Genomic DNA, 12151 nt, shown 5'->3' with positions numbered 1-12151 from the left:
GGTTGAGGCGGACATTGACCTGACTGTCGGCACGACTTGTTTTGAATAAAGCCCAAACGCTGTCCACGCGCTATGACCCCCGTGAGCTCTCTGATGAGGAGTTGGTCGCGCGCTCGCACACGGAGCTGTTTCACGTAACACGCGCGTACGAAGAATTGATGCGCAGGTATCAACGCACTCTGTTCAACGTTTGTTCAAGGTATTTAGGGAACGATAGAGATGCGGATGATGTCTGTCAGGAAGTGATGCTCAAGGTGCTATACGGCCTGAAGAACTTCGAGGGCAAATCGAAGTTCAAGACATGGCTTTATAGCATCACGTACAACGAGTGCATCACGCAGTATCGGAAGGAACGGCGAAAGCGTCGCTTGATGGACGCTTTGAGTCTGGACCCCCTTGAGGAAGCGTCTGAAGAGAAGGCGCCAACCCCGGAAGAAAAGGGCGGACTCGATCGCTGGTTGGTGCATGTGAACCCGATTGACCGGGAAATTCTGGTGCTACGATTTGTCGCAGAGCTGGAATTTCAGGAAATCGCTGACATCATGCATATGGGTTTGAGTGCTACAAAAATGCGTTACAAACGTGCTCTTGATAAATTACGTGAGAAATTTGCGGGCAGTACTGAAACTTAGTGCGTGGCAAATATCTCTTACGTGTAGGCAAGTTCTGTTAGACTTGTCGCCGAGTTGTCCCCCGGTATGTGGGACTGCTTTACAATCACCAGATGGGGATTTAACGGATGAAACTGAAAAACACCTTGGGCTTGGCCATTGGTACTCTTATTGCTGCTACTTCCTTCGGCGCTCTGGCACAAGGTCAAGGCGCAGTTGAAGGCCAGCTGTTCTACAAAAAGCAGTTCAACGATAGCGTCAAGCATATCGAAGACGGCTACAATCCTGGCGCAAGCATCGGTTACTTCCTGACCGACGACGTGTCGATCAACCTGAACTACGACACTACCAACCACACCCGTTCGAACGACGGTACCGGTAGCCAGAAGATCAAGGGTGATACCGGCAGCGTTACTGCCCAGTACCACTTCGGTCAAGCTGGTGTCGACTCCCTGCGTCCGTACGTAGAGGGCGGTTTCGGCCACCAGAGCCGTACCAACGTAGAAGCTGATGGTCACAAAGGTCGCGATCAATCGACCCTGGCTATCGCTGGCGCTGGTGTGAAGTACTACTTCACCGACAACCTGTTCGCACGTGCTGGTGTTGAAGCTGACTACGCACTGGACAACGGCAAGTGGGACTACTCCGCACTGGTTGGTCTGGGCGTAAACTTCGGCGGCAACGCTGGTAAAACTGCTCCAGCTCCTACCCCGGCACCAGCTCCAGAGCCAGTTCCAGAGCCAGAAGCTCCGGTTGCTCAGGTTGTTCGTGTTGAGCTGGACGTGAAGTTCGACTTCGACAAGTCGGTTGTTAAGCCTAACAGCTACGGCGACGTGAAAAACCTCGCTGACTTCATGAAACAGTACCCACAAACCACCACCGTTGTTGAAGGTCACACTGACTCCGTCGGTCCTGACGCTTACAACCAGAAGCTGTCCCAGCGTCGTGCTGACGCTGTTAAGCAAGTCCTGGTCAAAGACGGTATTGCTCCTAACCGTGTAAGCTCGGTTGGTTATGGCAAATCCCGCCCAGTTGCTGACAACGCAACTGAAGCTGGCCGTGCTATCAACCGTCGCGTAGAAGCCTCGGTAGAAGCACAAGCAGCTCAGTAATTACTGAGTTGTAGAAAAAAGCCCGGCTTAGGCCGGGCTTTTTTTCGCCTGAAATTTGCCTCAGGCAGTCGCGCTGGCCAGGGTTTCAACCGCCTGTGCCGGCTGGACAACCCGGCCAATCACCAGGATTGCCGGGCTCTTGAGCGCAAATTCGTGCGCATCGTCCTGCATCCGGGCAAGGCTGCTGCGGCACTCACGCTGCTGTGGCAACGAGGCGTTTTCGATCATCGCCACCGGCATGTCATCGCTCATGCCACCCTCCAGTAACTGCTGTCGAATCTCCCCCAGCTTCGCCACGCCCATATAGATCACCAGCGTCGTGCCGCCCTCGGCCAGTGCTCGCCAATTGAGGCTGCTGTCGTCTTGCGTGTGGGCGGTGACCAGCGTGACGCCACGGCTGACTCCGCGCAACGTGAGTGGAATATCACAGTGAGTGGCCCCGGCCAGCCCCGCCGTAATGCCGTTGACCAACTCTACCTCCACCCCTTGCTGCCTGAGCCAGGCCGCCTCTTCGCCGCCACGACCAAATATGCACGGGTCGCCACCCTTGAGCCGCACCACGCATTTGCCTTGGCGGGCATAGCGCAACATCAGGCGGTGGATAAATGCCTGGGGGGTGGAACGGCAGCCGCCGCGTTTACCCACGGTGATCAGCCGTGCAGCGGGGCAATGCTCCAGCAGTGCCGGGTTGACCAGATCATCGATCAGCACCACATCGGCTTCCCGCAGGGCTCTCACCGCCTTGAGTGTCAGCAGCTCCGGATCGCCGGGGCCTGCGCCCACCAGCCAGACTTTTGCGCTCATATGCTTTCCTCACACCGTGATTGCGATTGGCTGCGTGCCACTTGCCAACAGCCGTTTTATTTCCGGCACACAGGAGCCGCATTGCGTGCCGCAACCCAGTTCCTGTTTCAGCCCATTCAAGTCCAGGCCCCGGGCAATGCCGGCGCAGACCGCGCTTTCGCTGACGTTCTTGCAGTTGCACAACGTCTTGTGACTGGTCGAACCGCCCCCGGGTGGCGCACTCAATGGCGCCAGCAGCCAGCGGCGTAACGGGTCATCGGTGCGACCCTCCAGCCACAGGCTTTGCAACCAATGGCGAGCCAGGGTTTCGCCGGCCAGGCGGATCGCAGTGATGCGACCTTTTTCGATTTTTACTCGCTTGCCGATAGAGCGCCGCGGGTCGTCGTAGGCCATGACCGGGCCGTCATTGAGGCCCAGCAATTGGTCGATCTGCTTAAGCAGTTCAAGGGCGGGCGCCTCGTGATGTGCTGCACGAATCAGCAGCGCGGGCCGCTCCCGGCCAGTCAGGCTCAGGCTGACGTAGGCAAAACCCTCACACAGCGGGCGCAATGCTTCGAAGTGTCGCTGCACATCGCCTTCAATCAGCGCAAACAAATGCCAGGGCAGTTGCACCGCCTCCAGGCGTACGCCGCTGTGTTTGAGTTCCGGCTGCTTGGACAGCGGGTCGAACGCCGGCTGGGTGAGGGCATTCACGCCGCCTTTGAGAAAGCGATCGCCCCAGTGCATTGGCAGAAACGCCTGGCCGGGACGTACGCTGTCATCGCTGTCGACGGCCACAATTACGCTGCCGCGCCGGCTTTTCAGGCTGATCAGGTCACCTTCCTTCAAGCGATGCCGGCGCAGTTCATCCGGGTGCAGGCTGAGCGAGGCTTCACTGACATGCCCGAACAGCTGCGCAGCCGTGCCGGTGCGGCTCATGCCATGCCATTGGTCCCGCAGGCGTCCGGTGATCAGGGTCAGCGGGAAGCGCGCGTCACGCTGCTCCTTGGCGGCGCGATAAGGGTCGGCCACAAAGTGCGCGCGGCCTGTCTCGGTAGGAAATATTCCATCGGTATACAGGCGCGGGGTGCCGCTTACTGCGCTGGCCGGGAACGGCCACTGTTGCGGGCCGATCCGGTCGAGCAGGGCGTGACTGATGCCCGACAGGTCCAGGTCGCGTCCACGGGTCAGCAGTTTGAATTCATCAAAGATCTGCGCCGGCTGCTCAAAGGCAAAAAGACCCGGTTTTCCGGGACAAAGACGTCGCTCCAGGCGCTGGGCAAAATCCACTGTGATTGCCCAGTCCGGCCGAGCTTCCCCGGGTGGGGTAATGGCCCGTCGAACGTGGGAAATACGCCGCTCGGAGTTGGTGACCGTGCCTTCTTTCTCGCCCCAGCTCGCCGCCGGTAACAACAGGTCGGCGAAACGCGCCGTCTCGGTTGTACGAAAAGCTTCCTGCAGCACCACGAACGGACACGCCTCCAGGGCCTGGCGCACGGTGTTCTGGTCGGGCAGGGATTGGGCAGGGTTGGTGCAGGCAATCCACAGGGCCTTGATCTTGCCGGCCTGTATCTGTTCAAACAGCTCGATGGCGGTCAGCCCGGTGCTGGCAGGCAGTTGCTCTACACCCCAATACGCGGCCACTTCTGCCCGATGTTCCGGGTTGGACGCCTCGCGATGGCCGGGCAGTAAATTCGACAAGCTGCCGGTTTCCCGCCCACCCATGGCATTCGGCTGACCGGTCAGGGAGAAGGGACCGCAGCCGGCGCGGCCAATGGTGCCGGTTGCCAGGTGCAGGTTAATCAAGGCGCTGTTCTTCGCGCTGCCCGCCGTGGACTGGTTAAGCCCCATGCACCACAACGACAGAAAACTCGCCGAGGTGCCGACCCATTCCGCGCACAGGCGCAGTTGCTCGACACTGATGCCGCACAGCTGCGTGACCATGTGTGGCGTGTAGTCGTGAACCAGGCGTTTGAGCTCGACCAGGCCGTCGGTGTGGGCCTGGATAAAGTCGCGGTCGATCCAGTCTTCCCACAGCAACAAGTGCAAGATCCCATGGAACAACGCGACATCCGTACCCGGCAAAATCGCCAGGTGCAGGTCCGCCAAGTCGCAGGTATCGGTGCGCCGGGGATCAATCACCAGCACTTTCATCTGTGGCCGACGGGCTTTTGCTTCTTCCAGGCGTCGGAACAAAACCGGATGCGCGTAGGCCATGTTACTGCCGACGATCATCACGCAGTCGCTCGACTCCAGGTCCTCATAGCTGCACGGCGGCGCATCGGCGCCCAGGCTGCGCTTGTAGCCGACCACCGCTGAAGACATGCACAGCCGCGAGTTGCTATCGATGTTGTTGGTGCCCACCAGCGCCCGCGCCAGTTTGTTGAAGCTGTAGTAGTCCTCGGTCAGCAACTGCCCGGAGATATAGAACGCCACGCTGTCCGGCCCGTGTTCAGCGATGGTCTCGGCGAACACATTCGCCGCGTGTTCCAGGGCGGTGTCCCAATCGGTGCGGCTGCGCGCCAGGCCTTTGCCCAGCCGCAGTTCCGGGTACAACGCGCGGGCCGCGAGGTCGCCGGTCAGGTGCAAGCTCGACCCCTTGCTGCACAGCTTGCCGAAGTTGGCCGGGTGGCTCGGATCACCGCTGACGCCGAGGATCTGCGAGCCGTCATGTTCGATCAGCACGCCGCAGCCGACCCCGCAGTAGCAGCAGGTCGAAGCGGTGGTCTGGCGGTTCATCAACCGGCGTCCCGCAGCGCCAACATCACCCGACCGTTTTCCACGCGGGCCGGGTGATGATGGGCGCAACCAATGTCCGGTGCCTGGGCCTCACCGGACGCCAGGTCGATCTGCCAGTTATGCAGCGGGCAGGCCACACGTTTGCCGTAGATCAGCCCTTGGGACAGTGGCCCGCCCTTGTGCGGACAGCGGTCGTCGAGGGCGAACACTTCGTCGTCACTGGTACGAAAAATCGCGATGTCGCCTTTCGGGCCGCTGATGATGCGCGAGCCCAGGGCGTTGATTTCTTCGAGGGCGCAGATATCCAGCCAGTTCATGCCGGCACCTCCAGCAGTTTGACGGGGATGGTGTCGAATTCCTTTTTCAGCAACGGCTGTTCCAGGCGTTCTTTCCACGGGTCCTGTTCGAACGACAGGGAGAATTGCAGGCGTTCATTGAGCGCCTGGCGCCGCGCCGGGTCTTCCAGTACGGCCTTCTTGATGTGCTCCATGCCCACCCGTTGCAGGTAGTGCACCGTGCGCTCCAGGTAGAAGGCTTCTTCCCGGTAAAGCTGTAGGAAAGCGCCGTTGTATTCGCGCACTTCTTCGGCGGTTTTCAACTTGACGAAGAACTCGGCTACCTCGGTCTTGATCCCGCCGTTACCGCCGATGTACATCTCCCAGCCCGAGTCGACGCCGATAATTCCCACGTCCTTGATCCCGGCTTCCGAGCAGTTGCGCGGGCAACCGGACACCGCCAGTTTGACCTTGTGGGGCGACCACATATTGAACAAATCGTGCTCCAGTTCGATCCCCAGTTGCGTGGAGTTTTGCGTACCAAAGCGGCAGAACTCGCTGCCCACGCAGGTCTTCACGGTACGGATGGATTTGCCGTAGGCGTGGCCGGACGGCATATCGAGGTCTTTCCACACACCGGGCAAATCCTGCTTCTTGATGCCCAACAAGTCGATGCGCTGCCCGCCGGTGACCTTGACCATCGGCACGTTGTACTTGTCTGCCACATCGGCGATGCGCCGCAGCTCCGAGGGATTGGTCACACCGCCCCACATCCTCGGGACGACCGAGTAGGTGCCGTCTTTCTGAATATTGGCGTGGGCCCGTTCGTTGATCAGGCGCGATTGCGGGTCGTCTTTTGCCTCACCGGGCCAGGTGGAAATCAGGTAATAGTTGAGTGCCGGGCGGCAAGTGGCGCAGCCGTTCGGGGTGCGCCAGTTCAGGTAGCTCATGGTGCCGGCGATGGTCAGCAGGTGCTGGTCGCGGATGGCCTGGCGGATCTGCCCGTGGTTGAGGTCGCTGCAGCCGCAGATGGCTTTTTCGCTTTTTGGTTTGACGTCTGCCGCGCCGCCTACGGTGTTGATCAGGATCTGTTCCACCAACCCGGCGCAGGAGCCGCAGGAACTGGCGGCCTTGGTGTGCTTCTTCACGTCGTCGACGCTGAACAGCCCGTGTTCCTGAATCGCCTTGACGATGGTGCCCTTGCACACGCCGTTGCAGCCGCAGACTTCGGCGCTGTCGGCCATGCTCATGGCTTTGTCCTGGCCCTGATGGCCTACATCGCCGATGGCGTTTTCGCCAAACATCAGGTGATCGCGGATCTCGCCAATGGCGTGGTTCTCACGGATCTGTCGGAAATACCAGCCACCGTCAGCGGTGTCGCCGTACAGGCAGGCACCGACAAGGATGTCGTCCTTGATCACCAGCTTCTTGTAGACGCCGCCAATCGGGTCGGAAAGGGTGATGGTCTCGGTGCCTTCGCCGCCCATGAAGTCGCCGGCGGAGAACAGGTCGATGCCGGTGACTTTCAGTTTGGTCGAGGTCACCGAGCCCTGGTAGCGTGCGAAGCCCAGCTGCGCCAGGTGATTGGCGCAGACCTTGGCCTGCTCGAACAGCGGTGCCACCAGGCCGTAGGCGATACCGCGATGGCTGGCGCATTCGCCGATGGCATAGATGCGCGGGTCGTAGGTTTGCAGGGTGTCGTTGACCAGAATCCCACGGTTGCACGGGATGCCGGATTTTTCCGCGAGTTCGGTGTTGGGGCGGATACCGGCGGCCATTACCACCAGGTCCGCCGGTATCACGTCGCCATTTTTGAATTGCACCGAGCCGACGCGACCGTTGCCAGCGTCATGCAGCGCCTGGGTTTGTTCCTGCAGGCGGAACACCAGGCCACGGCTCTCCAGTTCGGTTTGCAGCAGTTGGCCGCTGGTCTTGTCCAGTTGCCGCTCCAACAGCCACTCGCCGATATGCACCACGGTCACGTGCATGCCGCGCAGCATCAGGCCGTTGGCGGCCTCCAGGCCCAGCAGGCCGCCGCCGATCACCACGGCGTGCTTGTGGGTCTTGGCGGTGTCGATCATGGCCTGGGTGTCGGCGATGTCGCGGTAGCCGATCACACCCTGCAACGTATTGCCGGGGATCGGCAGGATAAACGGCGTGGAGCCGGTGGCGATCAGCAGGCGATCGTATTCGGCCTCGCTGCCGTCTTCGGCGATGACTTTGCGTTTGACCCGGTCGATCTGCACCACTTTGCGGTTGAGCAGCAGCTTGATGTTGTTATCGAGGTACCAGCTCAAATCATTGAGCACGATCTCTTCGAAGGTCTGCTCACCGGCCAGCACCGGCGACAGCAGGATGCGGTTGTAATTGGTGTGGGGTTCAGCGCCGAAGACGGTGATGTCGTACAGGTCGCTGCTCAGCTTGAGCAATTCTTCAAGGGTGCGAACCCCGGCCATGCCGTTGCCGATCATCACCAGTTTGAGTTTCTTCATGTCGTTCTCCGCAGTGGCTCGACAAATCGTGCGCAACAAAAAAAGGCGTCCCCGCTACGCAAGTAGCGAGGACGCCTTTGTCCTGGTCCCGTTCTCTCGGGAAGCTCGACCTTCGACGTTGAAGGCGCGGCTATATGTGTGTTGATGGGAAAGCTAATGCAGTGGTTGTGCCAAGTAGCGGTTTGGCCTGATTTGTTGAGCCTGGCGTCCAAATATCGAGAAATTTCGCCTCTTAGTGGTGCAACAGCCAGTACAACAGCACCAGATTGATCAGCAACGACAGCACGGCCAAGGTTTGCCAGACCTTCAGCGGTTCGCGTTCCAGCAGCGGTTTTGGCCGCATGCTCAACTCGCGTCGGTCTGCCTGCTCCAGCACCCGCAACCACTCCTCGGCGGTTTCATAACGTTGTTCAGGCTGGGCGGCGACTGCGCGTTCCAGGCTCTGTTGCAACCAGTCGGGCAGGTCGGGGCGGTAACGGCTGGCGCTGACCGGCGTGGTGAACCTGGGGCGTTGGAATGCTTCGATTTCGCCGTAGGGATAATGCCCGGTCAGCAGGTAATACAAGCTCACGCCGACGCTATACAGATCCTGCTGCGGCGTAGGGCGTTCGCCATTGAAGGCTTCCGGCGCGATAAAGCTCGGCGTGCCTGGCAACAGGTGCGCGCGATCCTCGGAGAGCCCGGGGCAGTAGGCCAGGCCGAAGTCCAGCACGCGCAATTCGCCATCGTCACCCAGCAGCAGGTTTTCCGGCTTGATGTCGCGGTGCAGGATCTGCCTGCGGTGCAGCAGCCCGACCGCGCGCAACAGGCGCTCGGCCAGGGATTGCCACTGCGCCAGGGGTAACGGGCCCTGGTGTTTGAACAGTTCGGCCAGGGTTTGCCCGGCGTATTCACGCATCACGTAGTACAAATGCTGACGGCCGCTGGCCGGATGGACTTCAGGAAACGCGCGGCCAGCGACCCGGCGCAGGAACCATTCCTCCGACAGCAGGGCCTGGGCGGCGAACACGTCGTCGTCATGGCTGACCGGCAAGGTCTTCAGCAACCAGGCCTGTTGCTGGGCGTCGCGTACCCGATAGAGCAGGGACTGACGACTTTGCCCCAGCAGCGCTTCCACCTGCCAGCCTTCGAAGTGTTGCCCGATTTTGAGGGGCGGCGGCAGTGGCCATTGCTGCAACTGCACCAGTGCATCCCCGAGGGTGGCGGCGCCGAGTTGGTCGACCCGCACCAGCACCGCGCTGGCATTGTCCTGGCTGCCCGCCAGGTGCGCGGCGCTGACCAGGGTGTTCACGGCCAGGTCCAGATTTGACTGTTCCCGCAGGATCGCGCCAATGGCGTGATCCCCCAGGGTCGCCCACACGCCGTCGCTGAGCAGCAGAAAACATTCGCCCGCCCGCAACTCGCCGTCCAGGAAATCCAGCACAAGGTGTTGATCCAGGCCCATGGCGCGCTTGAGCACATGCTGCATGCCCGGTTGTTCCCACACATGCTCTTCGCTGAGGCGTTGCAACTCGCCATCGAGCCAGCGATACACCCGGCAATCACCCACATGGGCCAGGGTGAAACGCTGCCCGCGAAACACCAGGGCACTGAGGGTGGTGAGCAGTGGAAGGCCGCCACCGTTGGCCTGCAACCAGCGATTCTGCGCCACCAGCAAGCGCTCCAGCGCCTGGGCCACGCCCCAGGTTTGCGGCGTGGCGTAGTAGTCCAGGGCCAGGGCCTGCAAGGTCGAGCGCGCGGCCAGTCCGCCATCGGCACACTGGCTGACGCCGTCGGCGATGGCACACAGATAACCTTTGCTGGCGGCCAACTCAGGGGCGGGAGTGACCAGGCGCACGGCGTCCTGGTTTTCCTGCCGTGGGCCGGTGGCGCTGGCCTGGGCGAAGCTCAGTTGCAGGGTCATCAGACGCGTGCAGCCGTCACCGCTGCCGAGCCCCAAGTGGTTCTCCAGCGACGTTTAACGCCATACAGGCCGAACCAGGCCAGCACGCCCAGGCTGGCGAACAACCACAGGGCCAACTGATAGCTGCCGGTGCTTTGCTTGATCGCGCCCATGCCCGCCGCCAGGGCAAAGCCGCCGATACCGCCGGCCATGCCGATCAGGCCGGTCATGACGCCGATCTCCCGGTGAAAACGCTGGGGCACCAGTTGGAAGACTGCACCGTTACCGGCACCCAAACCGAGCATGGTGCACACGAAAAGCGCCAGTGCTGCGTAGGAACTTGGCAGGTTGAACCCCACCGTCGCGATGCAGATAGCTGCCACGCCGTACATGCCAAGCAGGGTGCGAATCCCGCCAAAACGGTCAGCCAGCGCGCCGCCCAACGGCCGCATCAGGCTGCCACCAAACACGCAGGCGGCGGTGTAGTAGCCCGCAGTCACCGGGCTCAGGCCGTATTGGTCGTTGAAGTAACCGGGCAGCGCACTGGCCAGCCCGATAAAGCCGCCGAAGGTCACGCTGTAGAAGAACATGAACCACCAGCTGTCGCGGTCACCCAGGGCTTTGAAGTAGTCAGCCATGGATTTGGCCTTGGGCCGTTGCGGGGCATTGCGGGCGAGCCAGGCGAAGACGATCAGGGTCAGGACCAGCGGGATCAGCGCGAAGCCAAACACATTGCTCCAGCCAAACGCGGCGGCGAGCACCGGTGCCAGCAAGGCCGCAAACACCGTCCCGGAGTTGCCGGCGCCGGCGATGCCCATGGCCTTGCCTTGGTGCTCGGCGGGGTACCACTGGGACGCCAGGGGCAAGGCAACGGCGAACGAGGCGCCGGCCATGCCGAGGAACATGCCCAGCAGCAGGGCTTGTTCGTAGCTGTGGATCCCCAGTTTCCAGGCGCCGAAAAGGGCGCAGATGACAATCACCTGGCCAATCAGGCCGGCGGTCTTGGGCGAGAGTTTGTCGGCCAGCATGCCCATCAGGAATCGCAGCACGGCGCCGGCCAAAATGGGCGTGGCCACCACCAGGCCGCGTTGTTGGGTGGTGAGGTGCAGGTCGGCGGCGATTTGCACCGCCAGGGGGCCCAGCAGGTACCAGACCATGAAGCTCAGGTCGAAATACAGGAACGCGGCAAACAGGGTCGGGGTATGACCGGATTTCCAGAAGCTTGATTTCATCACGCACCTCAGCGGTAAAGGGGTCTTATGAGAAGGCCTGGTGATGGAACGGCTGTGGCCGCCCCACCGGCCCCGGGCTATGGGGCCAAAACGAAAAAACGCCGCCACCGGGTTCGCGTGGGCAAACCGGATGTGCGACGTCTTTGTCGTGGATGGGGCAACCGCCGTTGGCTACCTGTGGGGATTGATTAGCAAGAGGTGGGCCAACAGGGATGGGGGGCTGTTTTTGATGGTGTACATATCCGTTGCTGCGGTAACGGCGGCTTAGGGTTCCGCTCTTACAGCGGGTCACTTTTGGCAAACGCCCGGAATGCCGGCCCAGCCAAAAGTAACCAAAAGGTCTTTGCCCCACCACTCGGTGCCTCGCCTAGGCTCGGCATGCCCGCACTCCGGCCATCGTGGTTAACGGGGCGCCCTAAGATCAAGATCAAAAGCAAGAGCACAGCGGCCTACCGGCCGGCTTGAGTGGTAGGAGCAAGAGCAAGAGCAAGAGCAAGAGCAAGAGCAAGAGCACACGCGGTCAAAAATGTGGGAGCGTGCCCGCTTCTGATTTTGCTGTTGCCGTTGCTGTTGCTTCACCACACTCAAGCCGGCCGGTAGGCCGCTGTGCTTTTGCTTTTGATTTTGATCTTAGGCGCCCCGTTAAACCACGCTGGCCGAACGCAGGTAGTACGGAGCGGGTAAACCGGCAGGACGCCGGTTTAGCCGCGACGGGGCAGGGACGCCCCGTCGCGGCGGCCCGCGKAGYAATGCCGGAGTGAGCAACCGTGTCGAAATTCAAGCCATTTCAGCGAAATGCTTTTGATCGCGCACCATCGCATTCAGGATCGTCAGCAACTTTCTCATGCATGCCACCAGCGCTACTTTCTTCGTCTTCCCTGCAGCAAGCAGATGGTTGTAAAACCTCTCGATCACCGGGTTATGGCTCTTCGAGGATAAGACAGCCATGTAAAGGACACTTCGCACCTCAGCTCGACCACCCCATATCCGTCTACGTCCTTTGTAGAGGCCGCTATCGCAGTTAA

General features: G+C 61.0%; 9 protein-coding genes. 2 read left to right on the top strand and 7 right to left on the bottom strand.

The window, feature by feature from the left end:
- The first annotated feature begins 41 nt into the window (after positions 1–41).
- Both sigX and P3C29_RS12170 read left to right on the top strand, forming a co-directional pair.
- Positions 42–632 (top strand): RNA polymerase sigma factor SigX, encoded by a 591-nt coding sequence (gene sigX, locus P3C29_RS12175; RefSeq protein WP_003215014.1) that lies wholly within the window; start codon positions 42–44, stop codon positions 630–632.
- Positions 633–739: 107 nt separating this feature from the next.
- Positions 740–1723 (top strand): OmpA family protein, encoded by a 984-nt coding sequence (locus tag P3C29_RS12170; RefSeq protein ID WP_010176421.1) that lies wholly within the window; start codon positions 740–742, stop codon positions 1721–1723.
- Positions 1724–1783: 60 nt separating this feature from the next.
- On the opposite strand, the gene cobA is transcribed toward P3C29_RS12170, so the two are convergent.
- The 7 genes from cobA to P3C29_RS12135 all read right to left on the bottom strand — a co-directional run.
- Positions 1784–2527 carry a uroporphyrinogen-III C-methyltransferase gene (gene cobA, locus P3C29_RS12165; RefSeq protein WP_275964609.1) on the bottom strand — a complete coding sequence of 248 codons (744 nt, stop codon included), beginning with the start codon at positions 2525–2527 and terminating at the stop codon, positions 1784–1786.
- Between the two features lie 9 nt (positions 2528–2536).
- A complete protein-coding gene (locus tag P3C29_RS12160) occupies positions 2537–5245 on the bottom strand; it encodes a nitrate reductase (RefSeq protein ID WP_275964608.1) in 2709 nt (902 codons plus the stop codon).
- Positions 5245–5562, bottom strand: coding sequence for a nitrite reductase small subunit NirD (gene nirD, locus P3C29_RS12155; protein WP_048720577.1), 318 nt, complete (start codon positions 5560–5562; stop codon positions 5245–5247). Before nirD ends, P3C29_RS12160 begins: the two co-directional genes overlap by 1 nt.
- Entirely contained in the window at positions 5559–8012 is a 2454-nt protein-coding gene (gene nirB, locus P3C29_RS12150) for a nitrite reductase large subunit NirB (protein WP_010176417.1), read from the bottom strand. Before nirB ends, nirD begins: the two co-directional genes overlap by 4 nt.
- 232 nt (positions 8013–8244) lie before the next feature.
- Entirely contained in the window at positions 8245–9915 is a 1671-nt protein-coding gene (locus P3C29_RS12145; protein ID WP_275964694.1) for a bifunctional protein-serine/threonine kinase/phosphatase, read from the bottom strand.
- Positions 9915–11126 (bottom strand): nitrate/nitrite transporter, encoded by a 1212-nt coding sequence (locus P3C29_RS12140; protein ID WP_275964607.1) that lies wholly within the window; start codon positions 11124–11126, stop codon positions 9915–9917. Before P3C29_RS12140 ends, P3C29_RS12145 begins: the two co-directional genes overlap by 1 nt.
- Before the next feature lie 777 nt (positions 11127–11903).
- A partial coding sequence (locus P3C29_RS12135) for a transposase (protein WP_275964606.1) occupies positions 11904–12151 on the bottom strand: 248 nt, incomplete at its 5' end.

The organism is Pseudomonas sp. 1912-s (assembly GCF_029269205.1).
GTDB lineage: Bacteria > Pseudomonadota > Gammaproteobacteria > Pseudomonadales > Pseudomonadaceae > Aquipseudomonas.
This window is presented reverse-complemented; position numbering and strand designations above follow the sequence as displayed.

What these genes read in the sequence shown, in the direction of transcription:
- P3C29_RS12140 (WP_275964607.1), bottom strand. Translation starts at nt 11,126, where the DNA reads ATGAAATCAAGCTTCTGGAAATCCGGTCATACCCCGACCCTGTTTGCC.
- P3C29_RS12160 (WP_275964608.1), bottom strand. Translation starts at nt 5,245, where the DNA reads ATGAACCGCCAGACCACCGCTTCGACCTGCTGCTACTGCGGGGTCGGC.
- P3C29_RS12145 (WP_275964694.1), bottom strand. Translation starts at nt 9,915, where the DNA reads ATGACCCTGCAACTGAGCTTCGCCCAGGCCAGCGCCACCGGCCCACGG.
- nirB (WP_010176417.1), bottom strand. Translation starts at nt 8,012, where the DNA reads ATGAAGAAACTCAAACTGGTGATGATCGGCAACGGCATGGCCGGGGTT.
- cobA (WP_275964609.1), bottom strand. Translation starts at nt 2,527, where the DNA reads ATGAGCGCAAAAGTCTGGCTGGTGGGCGCAGGCCCCGGCGATCCGGAG.
- P3C29_RS12170 (WP_010176421.1), top strand. Translation starts at nt 740, where the DNA reads ATGAAACTGAAAAACACCTTGGGCTTGGCCATTGGTACTCTTATTGCT.
- nirD (WP_048720577.1), bottom strand. Translation starts at nt 5,562, where the DNA reads ATGAACTGGCTGGATATCTGCGCCCTCGAAGAAATCAACGCCCTGGGC.